15 protein-coding genes are annotated in these 17,476 nt (G+C 42.8%); 9 read left to right on the top strand and 6 right to left on the bottom strand.

The features are described 5' to 3' along the window. Positions 1 to 44: 44 nt before the first annotated feature. The 3 genes from MMA19_RS02390 to tesA form a co-directional block, all read right to left on the bottom strand. Complete coding sequence (locus MMA19_RS02390; protein WP_240205416.1) at positions 45 to 1,934, bottom strand: bifunctional diguanylate cyclase/phosphodiesterase; 1,890 nt, start codon at positions 1,932 to 1,934, stop codon at positions 45 to 47. Positions 1,935 to 2,118: 184 nt separating this feature from the next. Next, positions 2,119 to 3,315, bottom strand: coding sequence for an enoyl-ACP reductase FabV (gene fabV, locus MMA19_RS02385; protein ID WP_006071722.1), 1,197 nt, complete (start codon positions 3,313 to 3,315; stop codon positions 2,119 to 2,121). 137 nt (positions 3,316 to 3,452) lie between these two features. Further along, on the bottom strand, positions 3,453 to 4,061 hold the full coding sequence (gene tesA, locus MMA19_RS02380; RefSeq protein WP_006071723.1) for a multifunctional acyl-CoA thioesterase I/protease I/lysophospholipase L1: 609 nt from the start codon (positions 4,059 to 4,061) through the stop codon (positions 3,453 to 3,455). Between tesA and MMA19_RS02375 the strand changes: the two genes are divergently transcribed. From MMA19_RS02375 to MMA19_RS02345, 7 genes are all read left to right on the top strand, one after another. Then, the gene (locus MMA19_RS02375; RefSeq protein WP_006071725.1) at positions 4,060 to 4,734 is read left to right on the top strand and encodes an ABC transporter ATP-binding protein; all 675 of its coding nucleotides are present in this window, start codon (positions 4,060 to 4,062) and stop codon (positions 4,732 to 4,734) included. The genes tesA and MMA19_RS02375 overlap by 2 nt on opposite strands. Before the next feature lie 3 nt (positions 4,735 to 4,737). After that, positions 4,738 to 7,170 carry an FtsX-like permease family protein gene (locus tag MMA19_RS02370; RefSeq protein ID WP_240205415.1) on the top strand — a complete coding sequence of 811 codons (2,433 nt, stop codon included), beginning with the start codon at positions 4,738 to 4,740 and terminating at the stop codon, positions 7,168 to 7,170. A gap of 253 nt (positions 7,171 to 7,423) precedes the next feature. After that, the gene (locus MMA19_RS02365) at positions 7,424 to 8,839 is read left to right on the top strand and encodes an FAD-dependent oxidoreductase (protein ID WP_240205414.1); all 1,416 of its coding nucleotides are present in this window, start codon (positions 7,424 to 7,426) and stop codon (positions 8,837 to 8,839) included. Between the two features lie 101 nt (positions 8,840 to 8,940). After that, on the top strand, positions 8,941 to 9,954 hold the full coding sequence (gene galE, locus MMA19_RS02360; protein ID WP_240205413.1) for a UDP-glucose 4-epimerase GalE: 1,014 nt from the start codon (positions 8,941 to 8,943) through the stop codon (positions 9,952 to 9,954). Between the two features lie 492 nt (positions 9,955 to 10,446). Further along, positions 10,447 to 11,352, top strand: a complete 906-nt coding sequence (gene rimK / locus MMA19_RS02355; protein WP_240205412.1) for a 30S ribosomal protein S6--L-glutamate ligase — start codon at positions 10,447 to 10,449, stop codon at positions 11,350 to 11,352. Next, the gene (locus tag MMA19_RS02350; RefSeq protein ID WP_038226967.1) at positions 11,353 to 12,372 is read left to right on the top strand and encodes a succinylglutamate desuccinylase/aspartoacylase family protein; all 1,020 of its coding nucleotides are present in this window, start codon (positions 11,353 to 11,355) and stop codon (positions 12,370 to 12,372) included. 4 nt (positions 12,373 to 12,376) lie between these two features. After that, positions 12,377 to 12,814 carry a RimK/LysX family protein gene (locus MMA19_RS02345; protein WP_031495458.1) on the top strand — a complete coding sequence of 146 codons (438 nt, stop codon included), beginning with the start codon at positions 12,377 to 12,379 and terminating at the stop codon, positions 12,812 to 12,814. A 120-nt stretch (positions 12,815 to 12,934) separates the two neighbouring features. On the opposite strand, the gene MMA19_RS02340 is transcribed toward MMA19_RS02345, so the two are convergent. Continuing rightward, complete coding sequence (locus MMA19_RS02340) at positions 12,935 to 13,303, bottom strand: DUF413 domain-containing protein (RefSeq protein WP_031495460.1); 369 nt, start codon at positions 13,301 to 13,303, stop codon at positions 12,935 to 12,937. A gap of 258 nt (positions 13,304 to 13,561) precedes the next feature. Here MMA19_RS02340 and MMA19_RS02335 point away from each other — a divergent pair, with 258 nt between their 5' ends. Then, positions 13,562 to 14,449, top strand: a complete 888-nt coding sequence (locus tag MMA19_RS02335) for a LysR family transcriptional regulator (protein ID WP_124942137.1) — start codon at positions 13,562 to 13,564, stop codon at positions 14,447 to 14,449. An 80-nt stretch (positions 14,450 to 14,529) separates the two neighbouring features. Here the strand turns inward: MMA19_RS02335 and MMA19_RS02330 are convergent, their stop codons facing one another. Further along, entirely contained in the window at positions 14,530 to 15,912 is a 1,383-nt protein-coding gene (locus tag MMA19_RS02330) for an MATE family efflux transporter (protein ID WP_198558955.1), read from the bottom strand. Between the two features lie 72 nt (positions 15,913 to 15,984). On the opposite strand from MMA19_RS02330, the gene MMA19_RS02325 reads away from it, so the two are divergent. Further along, positions 15,985 to 16,887 carry an AraC family transcriptional regulator gene (locus MMA19_RS02325; protein WP_240205411.1) on the top strand — a complete coding sequence of 301 codons (903 nt, stop codon included), beginning with the start codon at positions 15,985 to 15,987 and terminating at the stop codon, positions 16,885 to 16,887. Between the two features lie 23 nt (positions 16,888 to 16,910). Here MMA19_RS02325 and trxC read toward each other — a convergent pair whose 3' ends face one another. Further along, a complete protein-coding gene (gene trxC, locus MMA19_RS02320; protein ID WP_240205410.1) occupies positions 16,911 to 17,345 on the bottom strand; it encodes a thioredoxin TrxC in 435 nt (144 codons plus the stop codon). Between the last annotated feature and the right edge of the window lie 131 nt (positions 17,346 to 17,476).

Genomic DNA, 17,476 nt, shown 5'->3' with positions numbered 1-17,476 from the left:
AGCCTCTCAGCTGCGGGTAAAGCACTATGCTGTAAAATAAAAGCTTATCGGATTATGAATTGCTTGGGCGGCGGGTACTGTTTTTCGAGATGGGCCTCAAATATATCTCTAGGCATTGGTTTAGCGTAGTAATACCCTTGTGCGACGTCGCAACTCTCGGTTGCTACGAATCGGTGTTGCTCTGATGTTTCTACACCTTCGACGACGACTTGCTTGTTTAGCTTTTTAGCTATATTGATTATTGAACGAAGTATCGCTTTATCCTGAGCATTGTGAAGTATGTTAGAGAGGAATTCTTTGTCTATTTTTATGCAATCGAATGGAAGTTTTCGAAGATAGCTAAACGAAGCATACCCAGTACCAAAATCATCAAGAGCAAATCGAACGCCATGTCCCTTAAGGCGAACTATATTTTGATAAGCCACTTCGAAGTTAGAAACAAGACAACTTTCAGTGAGTTCTAGTTCTAAATTGGTTGATGGTAACTCATTGTTTTCTAAAATCTCGAGAACTCTGTCAGCAAAACGGGCTGAACAGATCTGTTTTGCAGATACGTTCACAGACAGAGTGAAATCAGGTGCGATTTCAATCCATTCAGAGGCTTTATCAATCGCGCTCCTTAGCACGAAATAACCTACTTCAACAATAAGCCCATTTTGTTCGGCCATATGAATTAGAGCTTCATTGGAGATGTCACCCAAAACAGGATGCTTCCAACGCAGCAGTACCTCCGCACCTATCCATTTATCATTCTTTAAGTCGATCTTTGGTTGAAAATAAAGAATAAGATCGTCATTTCTCACGGCCTGAAGTAAATAGTGTTCAAGCTGGTTAAACTCTTTCTGCTCATCTTGGTCTGCTTGGGTGAATGTACTTACAGTTGCCCCTGATTCTTTACATGATACTGCAGCGTGAAATGCGTTATTGATCAGGTCTGTAGAGTTATCGGTATGGTACGAGTTTGCTACACCCATAAAGACATGTAAATGCACTTCTTGATCGCGATAAAACATGCCTTGACGTGCTACTTCGGACAGTTGTCGGCAAAGGTTGGGTAAAAAGTGCTCGTCGAAAGAGGGAACAATGGTTGTTAATGCAAGTTCAGTCGTTGAAATACGAGCGTAGTAATGGATGTGTGGCGTGTTTTTGCTAATCTTCTGTTCCAATAACGATAGCAACGTATCAAAGCCATCGCAGCCAATCCTGGCTTGAATTCGTTCTCCGTTAGTGATTTGGATAAAAATGACAGAAAGATACGCATTACCGTCGATGATAGCCCGACTGTTGAATGAGGCTTCTAGAGCATTTTCCAACCCCTGTCTGTTTAACATGTTAGTGGCCGAATCATGATTTTTCTGATACTGCATCTGCCTTTCTAGAAGGGAATTTTTCGATTTTAGGTTTTGAAGATTTTGTTCAAGCAAAGCAATCTGGTGGTCACGTTCTTTAAGTGACGTTTTAAAGCTTAATTCCATGTCCAAAATCGTTTGTGAGAGTTTTTTTTGTGCAGCAATGGATTGAATCTGATCGACTAGTAGGCGTAGCGTGTTTTTTGCATCCTTATCAAATTGATGAATGATAAACCCTAAACCTAACGGCTTGTCGCTGGCGTTGAAGATTTCGAGATAATCGACAGTATATTGGGACATATCCATGTTTAGTTTGTCTAAAAGCTTTTCAAAATACTTAGCGATTGATTCATGGTTACAAGGGAATCGAAAGGGGGCAGAGGATTCATCTCCCTTTTGAAATAGTGACGTTGCGCTCTTATGGTCAATGTATTGTAAAGCTATCGATTGGTTTTGCAGTGTACAATATCCCCATACAGGTTCATTCATACGGTCACTTTCTTGTAATGTAAGTACGCCTCTTATCTTTCGAATATCCGAATCAGAAAGAAAGCCTAAAGGTTCTAACGCTTGATAATTACGCATAGATAGTTCCACATCCTGTGGTTTGTAATGATCACTGATTATTGATTCAACCGAACTTTATTATTCTTTAAGTATAAGTAGTCTATTAGCGGCGAGCGATGCACGGAGGCTTTACAGGTAGGTAGAGAGGGATAAGAATAACCACAGTCTCAAAAGTGAGACTGTGGTTAAAAGATGCAATAAACTATGGTTTTAATCGATAAAGACTATCTACATCAACTTCTTTAGAATAGTCGACCCCATCTAGGGCAAATCCATTCAGATTCAAGAATGTTCGCTGGAAACCTTCAAAATCACCAACGGCTTTGAAATTGTCTGCGTCCATTTGGTCGAGTAGCTTACCTACTTGATTTTGAATATCTGGATCCAGTTCCCAATCGTCCATTCGAATCAAACGCTCACCGTCCACTGGAATTTTGCTTTGGCCGTAGAGTTTGGTTGAAAACAAACGTTGCATCTGCTCAATACACTCTTCGTGCTTACCTTGTGCTTTCATGGTCTTGTACAAAGCAAGTAGGTAAGGGCTCAAGCCCGGGATAAACACACTCGCTTTTGTGACCAGTGCTTTGCAAACTGCAGCGTAAGCGTTGCCATTGAAATTAGACAATTCCAAGTTTAAGGCATGGCTAGTTTGGTGTAAGTCTACTTTCGCTCGGCCAAGAGTTCCGTCTAAATAAATAGGGTGTGTTACTGCTGGGCCGATATACGAGAATGCAATAGTTTTGAATCCATCTGCTACAGAGTCAGAATTAACCAGAGTATCAATCCAGCTTTCCCAATCTTCGCCGCCCATGACTTTGAGTGTGCCTTCAATTTCTTCATCGTTGGCCGGTTCTAAAGTGGTGTCTTCCCATTGTTCAGTTTCTAGGTTGATAGTTGCACCGGAAACAGACTCTCCAATAGGTTTAATTGCAGAACGCCAGAAGCCACCTTCGCTATTCGGTCTTACTCCAGTAGCAAGGCTATAGATAACCAGATCCACTTCTCCTTCAAAGTAAGTCTCAATAGCCTCTATAACTTGTTCTCTTACGTCCGTTGAAAATGCGTCTCCAACGATGTTAATAGCGCGTCTACCGGCTTGCTCTGCACGTTTCTTGAAGTAAATGTTGTTGTACCATCCGGCAGAGCCGACGCCTTTCTCAGAAGGCCCTCGCTCGAAGGAAACACCAATGGTATCTGCCTCAGCACCACCAAATGTAAGAGCAATTCTCGCTGCTAATCCAAAACCAGAAGATGCACCAATAATGAGTACTCGTTTAGGTCCGTTCTTGATCGGATCGGCAGACTTTACGTAATCAATTTGGTTATCGACCGCCTTTTTACAGCCCTCTGGGTGGGCTGACCGTGCGACGACACCGCTGATAATCGGTTCAATTATCATTTATACAACCTATCTAAGACGATGATAAAGGAACAGAATAACGTAAAGTGTTGTAAATTATATTGAGCTAGGGCATCAAAAAGGTGAATCTGATGCCCTCAAATTGAGGAAACTTTAAAAAAGTTTCAATGGGAGAGTCAAAGGTGGGGTTGCATACTTTCTGCTACAAACTGGGCGATGAAAGGTTGTGCTTCTGGTTTTGGGTGTAATCCGTCTTCCATCATCCATTCTGGTTTGATAATGACTTGCTCTAAGAAGAAGGGTAACAAAGGTACACCAGACTCTTGGGCAAGGGCAGGATAGATACCCTCAAACATCGATGCATAACGTTTTCCATAGTTCGGTGGAATACGAATTTGCATTAGCAGAACTTTTGAACCAGCCTGTTGACTCATCTCAATCAACGACGCCAAGTTGTTCTTGATTATGCTAGGCTGGAATCCTCTTAAGCCGTCGTTAGCACCTAATTCTATTAGGACGTAATCTGGCGAGTGTTGTTTAAGAAGACCAGGGAGCTTGGCGAGGCCATTGCTCGTAGTATCGCCAGAAACACTGCCGTTGATGACCTTCATCGGTTCATCACCTGATGATAACTCGTCAGATAACATCGTTGGCCAGCTCTGTTCTGCGCGCATGTTGTAACCTGCGCTTAAGCTGTCCCCGAGAATGAGTAACGTTGCCGCTTTTGCATGAAAAGAGGCCAAGGAAATAACAATTAAAACGAAATAGGAAAGTTGCCGAATCATGAGTTCTTCCATAATCAAAGCTGAATCAGTGACCAAAGTAGTGTCTACGAAAACGGAGCATTTAACAATCCTAGAGAATGTAAATCTGTCTATTCAAGAGGGTGAAAGCATCGCAATCGTGGGAACATCGGGTGCAGGTAAGTCAACCCTGATGACTTTGTTGGCTGGACTAGATGTACCTTCAAATGGGACGATTCAGCTGCTCGAACAAAACATATCCAGTCTTGATGATGAGGCTCGAGCCAAGATACGCAGTGACCATTTGGGTTTCGTTTTCCAAAGCTTTTTGTTGATTCCGAGTCTATCTGCTTTGGGTAATGTGACATTACCTTGCCTGTTGAAGGGAGAAGATGAGGATACTGAGAAAGCTAAAGCACTTTTAGAGTCGGTTGGTCTTGGTCATCGTATCGATCACTTGCCATCGCAATTGTCAGGGGGAGAACAACAACGTGTTGCTATTGCTAGAGCATTCATGACCAGTCCCAAAATCCTTTTCGCCGATGAGCCGACTGGAAACTTAGACCAAAATACAGCGCATAAGATCGTTGAGTTACTTTTTAATCTTAACAAAGAACATGGCACGACATTAGTGTTAGTTACCCATGATTTAACGCTAGCAAAACGTTGTGATCGCGTGTTCCACATGAATGCTGGAAAGTTGGAAGAGGAATAAGCGATGGCACAAGGAGGACTTAACAAAAGGCTAGTTAGTTGGAGCATTGATGAAATTAAGCAAGGGCAACTTTGGCCGATTGCTATCTCACTCACTCTAATCATTGCCTGTATCTTTGGCTTAGCAGCACTTGCAGAGCGGATGGAGCAAGTCATTGTCAAGCAGGGCAAGGATGCACTTACCGCTGATACAGTGTACATCACTGCGAACCCAATAACGCCCACCAATCAACAATATATTAAGTCCTCTGGACTCAACGTTTCTTTTTATACTCGCTTTGCCACGATGTCTTTTAGTGATAATGGCATGCAGCTTATTACCGTTAAGGCAGTTGACGATAGATTTCCTTTGAGAGGAACGTTAACGCTTGCAACCGATACGGGTACTCAGCATCGCGTGAAACCTGGAGAATTATGGCTGGACAGTCGGATCGCTGAGCAACTTGGTGTTAGTCAGGGTGACGTTGTCACTGTTGGTGACGCAGATTTAACCGTGAGTGGCGTCATCTTGGAGGAGCCCGGTATAAGCTTTAATCCGTTCCAGCAGATGCCTACTGCATATATTCACGAAGATTCGGTAGATGCCACGGGGGCGGTACAATTGGGCAGTCGTGTTCAATTCAGGGCTTATTTAACGGGTGACGATACCGCGATTGCAACATTAAAAGACCAAATAGAGCTAACACCAAGTGACCGATGGCGAGATCAAAGCTCGGGTAGTCGTACTAATGAAATATTCGATCGAACCACTCAGTACTTGTCTCTTACGGTCGCTATCATCATTATTATGGCGGCAACAACGTTAGTTCTGACTTGTCAAAATTACGTCCAGAGCAGAAGACAAACTGTCGCTATGTTAAAAAGCTTAGGAGCAAGCAAAGCATGGTTGGTTCGCTGGCTTAGTATTCAAACTTTGCTGCTGGTGGTGTTAGCGATCTTTGCAGGTTTGGTATTGGGTACGCTTCTTGAAGCATTACTGCGATTGCCACTTACTGACTTGCTACCCGATCCACTTCCGAGTTATGGCATGACGCCAGCATTCATCGCTGTCGTCTCTAGCTTGTGTATCGGTGTACCAGCTCTGGGTATACCACTGTATAAACTTATCTCAGTCTCTTCTGTAGAGGTGTTACAAAGTGCAGATGAGAAGCGTGGCGGATTCATCTACCTATTGATTCTAGTTCCCCTTATTCCTTTGCTTATTGCGTATCGTGACAACAACTTAGTGTGGATAGTTCTCGCGGGCATCGTTGGGCTGTTTCTAGTTTTAGGGGCGATTAGCGTTGTTTTCACCTTACTTCTTTCAAAAGTGTCGCTGCCTGTCTCTATGAAACTGGCGGTCAGTCGCATCAACCGTAGCAAGCGGCATACTGGACTTCAATATGGTGCGTTAGGACTGTCATTAATGTTGTTGACGACAATCTGGTTAGTCCGAAGTGACTTATTAAGTGATTGGCAGCGAACACTGCCAGCAGACGCTCCTAATGCGTTTGCGCTTAATATAGGCGAACATGAGAAGCAAACATACCTAGATGCACTCGACGGCAACAATATCCAGCGTTCAGAGGCGTTTCCTATATCTAGAGGCAGATTAACTGAGATTAATGGGGAAGACGCTCAATCTCGACAAAAGCAAGGGCTAGAACAAGAAGATGCCCTAAGTAGGGAGCTTAACTTTACTTATGCTGCAACTCTTCCGACTTATAATGAGGTACTTGAGGGAGAATGGACTGAAACTAACGGTGTTTCAGTAGAGAAAGAGGTCGCTGAAAACCTGAATCTCAAACTTGGGGATGAACTTGGATTCACGATCAATGGGCAAAAGGTAACGGCAAAAATCAACTCCATTCGCTTTGTTGAGTGGCGTGATATGAAACCAAACTTCTACTTCATATTTACCCCTGATGTGCTGGCTGATATCCCAAGCGCGTGGTTAGTGAGCTTTCGACTCGAAGACAAAGATAATGCTTTAATTGGAGAATTATCACGAAATCACCCAACGGTGAGTTTAATGGATATTCGTTTGATGGGAGAGAAGATTCAAGGGTTACTTAGCCAAATAGTCTGGTCAATTACCGTATTAGCTGCATTGGGCGTTTTATCTGGAGTGTTACTCATCTTTACTTTACTCCGTTTGAGCTTATCTCAAAGACAGGCAGAGATTCGTCTGTACCGTACACTTGGCGCCAGTCGAAAACGAATTGTTCGGACGATATGGGCCGAGTACGGGATTATGGCGATAACAGCTGGCCTTGTCGCTACACTTGGCGCAGAAGTCGTAGTTGGCTCGATCATGAAATTCGGCTTTGAATTGCCGTGGAGTTGGCATTTATCCACGTGGGTAATGGTACCAGTAATCGCATTCGTTACATTAGCACTGGTGTTATTTTCATTGATACGACAAATGCTTACTACAAGTCAGAAGCAGTTTGCTTAATACTTAGCCACCGATTTTGATGAGTTATCCACAAAATCGGTGGATAAAGTCTTGGATAACTCGATAGTAAAATTACTGGCATAAAACTGTAACCATTGATTTATCGGTAATGGAAAGGAATTTCAATCAAAATCTACATTGGTTTGAGTTATGCACTGAATTACTGTCAAGAAAAACATCACAAAAATAGTGATTTTTTTTAATAAATTAAAAGGCTAAAATTGACCTCCTTTATAACGCCGATAACTAAGCGATGAACAGAGATTTAGCGGTGGCAACCAGCGGTAAAAGAGTTGCAATCATTGGTGGAGGTGTGGCTGGTTCTACAGTGGCACTTTATTTAGCAAAACAAGGGCTAAGCGTTTCGCTGTTTGAAAAAAACGACAATCTAGTTAGCGGCCCACCAATCTGTCATCTACATGCTGGCGGCAATCTGTATCGTGAGCTTTCCCAGCAACAATGTCTCGATTTGCTAGTACAGTCGATAGATTTCGTGAAGTTCTTTCCCGCTACCGTCAATAAGCGTCCCACCGTTATAGCCGTCCCGAAGAATGATGATGGTACACCGGAGTCCTTGTTACCTCGTTTAGAACTGCTCCGAGAAAGCTATCTGCAATTAGTTAAAGCAAATCCAGCTAACCAAGTTTTGGGTAGTCCCGAAGACTATTTTCATGAGTTTAGCTTCGCACAATTGAAAGCCTTGGCATCACTTGAAGCCCCAACAAAACCTTCCACGATCGATGAGTGGTTAATACCTTTCGCAAAGCATGCTGATTTGAACAAGCTTAAGTATCCGGTTTACGTAGTACAGGAATACGGCCTAAGTCTATTTCGCGTGGCGGCGTCAGTAGAGCTCTCTTCTGATAATCTAGAAAACCTGGACATTCAAACGGGTCGCTGCATTCAGTGTGTTTCTCAATTGGGTGATGGGTATAGACTACAATTTGAAAATGGCCATGAAGCTCATTTTGATTTTGTCATCAATGCCTGCGGCTTTAGAACAGGTATAATTGATGATCAACTGAAATTATCACGAAAACGTCTTGTCGAGTTTAAAGCCGCCTATGTCACTCAATGGCAAAATCATAAGAACGAAAAATGGCCAGAAATTATCTTTCATGGCAAGCGTGGTACGCCACAAGGCATGGCTCAGTTGACACCTTATCCCGGCGGTTACTTTCAGCTTCACGGTATGACTAAGAACATCACTTTATTTAATGAAGGGCTTGTTCAGTCGACCTCAGAGAGTGCGCAGCCTCAATTACCGCAAAACCTAATTAACAAAGTCGACAAAGGCTGGTCTTTGGAAGTTCAAACACAGCGAGCTTGCAACGCGATACAACACCTTAGTCAATATATTCCTTGCTTTGAGACAGCTCAGCCAGCTGGAACACCTTTGTACGGTGCGCAGCAAATTCCGGGCAACGACCCAAGCCTTCGAGCTGCAGATGTAAGCTTCGAAGGAGAACGTTACGCTCGACTAGAAATTGTGAAAGCTTCTTCTGCGCTACTTGCCGGTAAGAAGATCGCTGAAAAGTGGTTTGGTATCCCAGCCGCTACAGGCAATGACGTGGACTCAATACTTGAGGACGTTGACGCTATTGAAGATCGGGCGAAACAAATCGCGATGAGTAGAGGGTACCCTGAAGAGTTGGCAATCGCCTATTAATCAATCAACTAAAGAAAAAATTGAGTAATTCTCACCATTGATAGTCGTAATTCAGTTTTGATTGCATATAATCCTTTGTAGATTAGACATGGAGTTGGCACATGAATGTTTTGGTTACTGGTGGCGCTGGTTACATAGGTAGCCACACCTGTGTACAGTTAATAAATGCAGGTATGACGCCTGTCATTTTCGATAACTTATACAATGCAAAAGCAGCTGTGTTAGACAGAATAGAAAAAGTGTCTGGTACACGACCTGCATTTATCCAAGGTGACGTACGCGATAAATCATCGCTATTGGAAGTTCTGAAAGCGCACAATATCAATTCAGTTATTCATTTTGCTGGATTAAAAGCGGTTGGTGAATCTGTTGAAAAGCCACTTGAGTATTACGACAACAACGTTAACGGAACGTTAGTTTTAGTAGACGCGATGAGAGAAGCCGGAGTTAAGCACTTAGTGTTCAGTTCATCTGCAACGGTTTATGGTGATCCAGCTTCTGTTCCTATTACAGAGAGTTTCCCTACAAGTGCTACTAACCCTTACGGCCGAAGTAAGTTAATGGTCGAAGAATGTTTAACAGACTTTCAGCAAGCCAACCCAGACTGGACGATAACTTTGCTACGTTATTTCAACCCAGTAGGGTCACATCCAACCGGAGAAATGGGTGAAGATCCTCAAGGGATCCCTAACAATTTAATGCCATTCGTCTCGCAGGTTGCTGTTGGACGTCGTGAATTTCTTTCGGTATTCGGCAATGACTATCCGACGCCAGATGGTACCGGTGTTCGTGACTACATTCATGTTATGGATTTAGCAGATGGCCATATTGCGGCTCTCAAGACGCTGAATAATCAAAAAGGCTTGCACGTCTATAACCTTGGGACGGGTAATGGTTCGAGTGTTTTAGATATGGTTAAGGCGTTTGAGTTAGCTTCAGGAAAACAAGTTCCTTACAAGATTGTAGAGCGTCGCCCTGGTGATATTGCGGAGTGCTGGGCAGACCCAAGTAAGGCAAATAAAGATTTAGGTTGGGTGGCTACACGATCATTGCAAGATATGACAACTGACGGTTGGAAGTGGCAATCGCAAAACCCAGAAGGGTATCCGGAATAATGTTTTATTAACATTTAATTACCATTAATAACAACTGAGCGCATAATGCGCTCTTTTTTGATCTAGATCTCCTTAAGCAGTGAATAAAAAGTATGAAATTGTTGTAATTTTGATAAAATGGTATCAGTACTTAATTTTATTTATGAAATAACTTTTTAATCTAAGGGGAACTCAATGGAGTTAGCACTCATCATTACTTTCGTAGTTGCAGCAGTAGTAATGGTTAAGAAAGAAATGGCTAATAAGTAATATTCATTCTAACACTTTGATTACATACCTTTTATCTGAATGAATTTATTAACAAAAACCGGCGAAAGCCGGTTTTTTTATGCCCAAAATTTGCGTAATTAACGATAAAAATAAATTGTCGTAACGGTCAAAAACAATCGTTGTATTTTTATCGACTAAACTCTTAAGGTGCACGCTCTTTCCGGTCGTCCGATACCGGGGTTTCACACTCATAAAACTAAACATCTATAAGAGGATACTGCCATGCGCATTGCGATTCTATCTCGCAACGAAAACTTGTACTCAACTCGCCGCCTAAAAGAAGCAGGGGAAGCGAGGGGACATCAAGTGGATATCATTGATACCCTGCATTGCTATATGGATATTACTAGTAGTAACTCTAAAGTCCGTTATATGGGTGAGGAGTTACCTCAATACGATGCAGTCATTCCACGAATTGGGTCATCTATTACGTTCTATGGAACAGCAGTAGTACGTCAGTTTGAAATGATGGGTACATTTTGTGTAAACGAGTCGGTTGCGATCAGCCGTTCACGTGACAAGCTGCGCTCATTGCAACTGCTATCACGCAAAGGTATCGGTCTGCCAAGAACTGGTTTCGCTAGTAAGCCAGATGATATTCCAGATCTTATCAAGAATGTTGGTGGCGCACCGCTTGTCATTAAGCTGTTAGAGGGTACTCAAGGTATCGGTGTGGTGCTTGCAGAAACTCACAAAGCTGCTGAGAGTGTTATCGAAGCGTTCATGGGTCTTAAAGCTAACATCTTGGTACAAGAGTTCATTGAAGAAGCTAATGGCGCTGATATTCGTTGTTTTGTCGTTGGTGGCAAAGTGATTGCGGCGATGAAACGTCAAGCGGCAGAAGGTGAGTTTCGTTCAAATCTACATCGCGGTGGTAGTGCTCAGCTTATTAAGCTTTCTAAAGATGAACGCGCAACTGCTGTAGCTGCGGCTAAAGCGATGGGACTGAACCTGTGTGGTGTTGATATTCTGCAATCGAAAAATGGCCCAGTAGTGATGGAAGTTAACTCATCACCAGGCCTAGAGGGAATTGAAAACGCGACAGGTAAAGATGTGGCGGGCTTAATTTACGAGTTTATCGAGAAAAATGCCAAGCCTAACAACAACAAAACAAAAGGACGTGGTTAAATGGCAAAAGAGCTTGTCATTGCGGGCGTAGAAATACGCCCGGGAGAGCGTAAAGAAATAGATATACCAGTAGCTAAGCTGTATACCGATGCAGAAGTATCAATACCAGTACAGGTCATTCGTTCTAAAAAAGAAGGCCCAGTGGTGTTTGTCAGTGCAGCGGTACATGGTGACGAGTTGAATGGTATTGAAATCATCAGTCGTCTTATCGCAGAGAACCTAAAACTCCAGAATGGTACGTTAATTTATGTACCTATGGTGAATGTCTACGGCGTATTAAACCAAAGCCGTTACATGCCAGATCGCAGAGACCTCAATCGCTGTTTTCCTGGCTCGAAGAAAGGTTCTCTTGCTGGTCGACTAGCTCATACATTCTTAGAAAGCATTGTCGCACATTGTGATTATGGTATTGATTTACACACAGGCGCGATTCATCGTTCTAATTTGCCACAAATTCGTGCCAACCTTGAAGATGAAGAAACTAAGCGTCTCGCGGAAGCATTTGCAGTACCAGTATTGTTGAATGCAAACATCCGTGATGGCTCTTTACGTGAAGCTGCTGTAAATCATGGTGCTCGAGTGCTGCTTTATGAAGCTGGTGAAGCGTTACGTTTTGACGAACTTTCGATTCAGACCGGCGTTAAAGGCGTTTTGAGAGTGCTCAAAGCACTTGGCATGATTCGTAAGCGTGTTTCTAAAGCGAAAACTGAACCGTTTATAGCTAACCGCAGTGATTGGACTCGTGCAGACGCGAGTGGATTTGTTAAAGAGTACGTACAACTTGGTTCTATGGTTGAGAAAGGCGAAACATTGGCAGATATCAATGGCCCGCTAGGAAATAATATCAGCCAAGTAAAATCAAACCGTACGGGTATCATCATTGGTAAGCAGAACATTCCTTTAGTACAGGAAGGTGAGGCTATGTATCACATTGCGTATTTTGGAGACAGCGCAGAAGAGGTATTTGAACATATCGAAATCATGCAAGAGTCGATTGTTCCTGTAGAACCGAGCATGTAACACTATGCCAAACACATATAATGACAGAATGATAATTGGTAACTTGGAAGTGTGTAGTCTTCCTGAGTTGGGAATCTTCGATCTCGAAGTTCGTATTGATACTGGGGCTAAAACCTCATCTCTTCATGTGGACAACCTTGAACGCTTCAAACGTGACGGGCGCATGTACGTTCAATACGATCTTCATCCAGATATCTATCATTTGGAAGAAATCGTACACTGTGAGTCACTTATCCACGACTCAAGGCGCATCAAATCATCCAACGGTGACTCAGAGCAACGTTGTGTGATTCAAACGCTATTCCGATTGGGGGATAGAGAGTGGCCAATTGAAATTACATTAAGTAATCGTCAGGATATGTCGTATATGATGTTATTAGGACGTGAAGCGATGGCCGACAAAGTCTATGTAGACCCAAGCAGAGCGTTTCTGATTGACTAATTAAACCGCCTTCGGGCGGTTTTTTGTGATTCGGTTAGGAAGAATATACGAGCTTTTTCTGGGCAAAAAAAAGTAGAGCACTTGGCTCTACTTTGCGTTTAGGAGGAAAGATCACAATACTTATGCTGGCTCTAGAACGTCATCGTTATCCATATCATAATCATAGTCTTTCGAAGCTTCGTGATACTTCGATTTACTATTTAAAGTGTGGAACGCTCGTCTTCCGCGTGCTAAGCGAACGTATTTAAGCCAAGTATGTTCCAGTTTAGATTTCGCCTTACTCGGGTTAACGATCACTTTAGTGAAGTGTTTCTCTTCAGCGTTCTCTGGTGAAATATCACCGCGCTCAAGCGCAAGCATAGTTTCACCATAAGTTACTAAGATGTCCTCTTCCAAAAGTGTAAAATCTCCCGATTTAGCGAATCCGCGTGGAAACTTTACTGCATCATAAAAACGTTTCTTGCCGTGGCGAAATTGAGTTTCAGTCATAGAGACCTCAAAGCAAATAGGTAGTAAAGCAAGGTAATTCAGGTGGCTCCGCAACAATCCAAAGAAAAGTCGACTAAACCGTTGAATCCCGTGTTGGTTCGATGCTGAAAATAGTGTGAAAACGGAAAGAAAGGAAACGAATTGTTTTTGTCGAAATCACAAAATTTCTTTATGCTTAATACAGCATAACTGTGTAAGAATACTGAGCTAACTTTTTCGTTAGCTCAACTACTTAGAATCTGTTTAAGAGTCATTTTTATGGACGTAAAAGTATTTCAAACTTTCCTCGAAGTCGCGAAGGAAAAGCACTTTGGCCGCGCATCAGAAAATCTCTATATAACTCAGGCCGCTGTGAGTGCTCGCATTAAACAACTAGAGGAATACTTTGATACTCGACTGTTTACAAGACACAGAAACAACATCCAACTAACGTCGGCTGGCCAAAGGCTAATAGGGTACGCAGAAGTAATGGTATCGACGCTCAAGCAAGCGACGTTTGACTTATCACTAGAGAGCAACAAAGCGTTGCAATTGACGATTGGTGGTACACCTAACATTTGGGATGCCTATCTGCAAAACTGTTTAAGTGTCGTCACTGACTCATTAACCGGCTATGGCTTTGTTGCTGAGTCTTTGGGTCGTGAGCAGCTAAATAGGAAACTACTTGAGCGCACATTAGATCTTGCATTCTCTTTCGACCCATTTAAAGTCGAGGAATTTAAAAGCCATCAGATTGCTGAATTGACACTAGTACTGGTTTCAACAGAGCAACGTGTGCTTGATGATGCTTTTAAAGATAAATATGTATACGTGGATTGGGGTACACAATTTGCTTTTGAGCATGCGGACAGACACCCAAATATTCCAGCACCATATCTACGCACTTCAACAGGTCGAATTGCGTTGGACTTTATTCTTGAGAAGGGTGGTTGTGCGTATTTGCCATCTTCACTTGTTGAGCCTTTCTTAGACTCTGGACAGCTCTATCAAGTCGACGGGTCTGAGGTTTGGTCTCGTCCTTTATTTATCAGTTACCGCAAAAACAGCACGTCTATAGAGGCGATACTCCAAGTAGAGAAACTGATTAATACTATTGAACCAACGACAAGTTATTTGATGCAGCAGGCTGGGGAAAATACGGATTAAGTAACAACTTTACGTACTCTAGTAACATATAGCAAAAGGCTTCACCTAAACAAGTGAAGCCTTTTTGATTTTGCAGATTACTATGCATTAACCACGGTTAAATTATTCATCCAATAACGTTTTAAATAGCGATGGAAACACAAAGCAAACTTAACTACTTCTTCAAAAAGCATACAAGCATAGACAACCTGAAATTCAAGTCCGAATACAAACGCTGCGGTTGCGGTTAGCGGAAGTCCCACAGTCCACATTGCGATGAAGTCCATTCTTAAACAGAACTTATTATCTCCTCCGGCTCGTAGAATACCGTTGATAATAATAAGGTTCAGCATGCGTAGCCATATTGCACAACACAGAATAAACATAGCGGGTGCAGCAAGCGGATAAAGTTCATCGGTGGTTAAGTTCAGCCACTCAAGGATGACTTCACGACCAAGTAGTAGAATTGCTCCTGTGACGATTCCAAACAAGAATACCGCTTTAATAAAGAATTTAGACATACTGAATGCCTGTTCAAATTCGTCTCTGCCTAAGGATTGACCAAGTAGCACAGAGCAGGCTACCGAAATACCAAAAAACAGCGAATAACACAGCGACTCAAATGGTCCCATCATGCTGAAAACAGCGAGCTCGGTAGTGCCCATATGACCAAATATCACTTGGTACATAAGTGTACCCATTGCCCATAAAATAGCGTTAAGCGTGGTCGGCACCGCGAGTTTTTTATAAGAACCCCAGAGTCGTTCGGTATTCTCAAGTTTCGCTTCTGTAAGAAGCCAATGGTTACGATAGTTGAGATATACCCAGATAAAAACCACTTGAAGTAATCTTGATATGGTTGTCGCTAATGCAGCGCCGGCTACGCCCATTGGAGGGACACCCATACCGCCTTTAATTAACCAGAAGTTGAGGGCAATGTTGATAAAGATTGTCATAGCCCCGAGAATTAAAGGTGTGACAGCGTCACCGGATGAGCGCATTGCTGATTCCGCTACAATCACTACGTGAGTCAATATAAGTACCGGAAACGCATACCATAAATAGGTAGCACCAAGCTCAATAACGGTAGCGTCGTTGGTTTGCAACATCATAATAAAACTGGAGAAGAGCGTGATACCTAATGTCACGGGTACTAACAGCTTTGCACCGAACTCCATTGAAAGCTGGGTGATAGTTTTGGCGCTACGTTTGTCGTTACGTCCCCAATACTGAGCAACGAGTACACCGTTGGCTGAAGCCATTCCGGCCATGATCATAATAGCGACAAAGTGCCATTTAGAGGCAATGCCCACTGCAGCAGTTGCTTCCTTACCAAAATCACTAACCATCAGTACGTCCGCCAGTGCCAAAATTGCAACAAGTGCACTTTGAATTGCGACGGGGAAACCAAGCTTTACCACAGAAGAGAGAAGATGGTTTTGAGAAGCCTTGTTAGATGACTTAAGATAGGTTTTAGTTGTCATAGCTGCCCTCCTGAAAGTGTGATTTGAATCATATAAACGGTGGTAATATAAGAAAATTGGGACATCAAAACCATGTTCAAAAATAGACAAAACCTGTGCGAATCCGTCATTGATGAATTTGACATCAAGTCTGAGTGGATAGATGAAGTCTTTTTATCGGAGGCATGTGAAGAACGCTTTCTTTCGTCTAATGATATCCCCGAGTTCATTCCTGAAGATATCTTCATGGCTGGAATGGCAAACTTGATTGAAGGCTACCATGTGGAGCGTAAGGGCATTGATGTACACACAGTCTTATTTACAATCGAAGGTGGTGGCGTGTTGATGACGGAGGATTTTGTTGCTCCTATCGAGCCGTACTCGATAGTCGTATTACCTGCACACACACCATATCGATTTGAGATCAACCCTCAATATAAACATTGGCGCATGATCTGGTTTCTACCTAAAGACCGACCACGTTGGCAAGCGTTATCTGATTTAGGACAGAAAGTACTGCCATTTCATGGTTGTGAACGGATTTGGGCCTTAATGACACTCCTGTATTTGGAAATTGGTGGCAGAGCAAGTTATCGAAAACTGCTAGTAGGGGAAGTGTGCCGTATTATTACTGGATTTGAGTCGCAACCTACTGACTCGACCGTTCGAGTACAAGCTTTGTTCAGTCAAATTGAAGGTCAGCTTCATCTACCATGGACTGTTAAGACGATGGCGAATAGAACATTTTTAAGCGAAGAGCAGCTCGCACGAATATGTAAGCGGCTTTACAACGTGTCACCACGAGCAAGACTCATTAATCTACGTATGGAAAAAGCGTGTGATTTGCTAAGAAATAACGATTGGTCAATTGCCATGATTGCGGAGCGATTAGGATATCGTGATCCGTTCAATTTTACCCATAGGTTCACAAAACATATGGGTAGTTCGCCAAGTGCATATCGTAAACAAGTAATGCAATCGAATGAAGAAAGATAGAGCGCTCCTGCGCTCTATGGTGGTTATTTTGCAATAGCTTGCTCTAACCATTGGTCGAATTGACCTTTTGGCAGGGCACCATTGATTACGTCTACGCGCTGACCATTTTTAAACACCATAATGGTCGGAATACTTCTGATTTGAAATTGAGCTGCTAGTTGTTGCTGTTGCTCTGTATCAATTTTCACGAATCGTACTTGTCCTTTGCGTTCTTCGGCGGTTTGTTGGAAGACGGGCGCAAAACCAACACAAGGATTGCACCACGTGGCCCAAAAATCGATAACAACAGGTTGGTTACTGTTCAAAAGTGCGGAGAAGTTGTCTACCGTCCCTTCAACTGGTTGGCCATCAAGAAGCGGTGCTTTACAACGACCACAATTAGGTGACTCGGTGATTCTTTCTGCGGGTAAACGATTAAGTCCATTGCATGATGGGCAACGGGTATTGATAGTCGACATGGTCTCTCCCAACCGTGTATTGAATTTATGAAATTAGGCTTCTGTGAGCCTTAGATTATGAGTATACTCGAAGCTCTTAGAGTCGGGATAGACAAGTTATTATTGAAACTTATCACAGTGAGCTGATTGAT

It is taken from the genome of Vibrio sp. CyArs1 (genome assembly GCF_022432925.1).
Taxonomy (GTDB): Bacteria; Pseudomonadota; Gammaproteobacteria; order Enterobacterales; family Vibrionaceae; genus Vibrio; species Vibrio mediterranei.
This window is presented reverse-complemented; position numbering and strand designations above follow the sequence as displayed.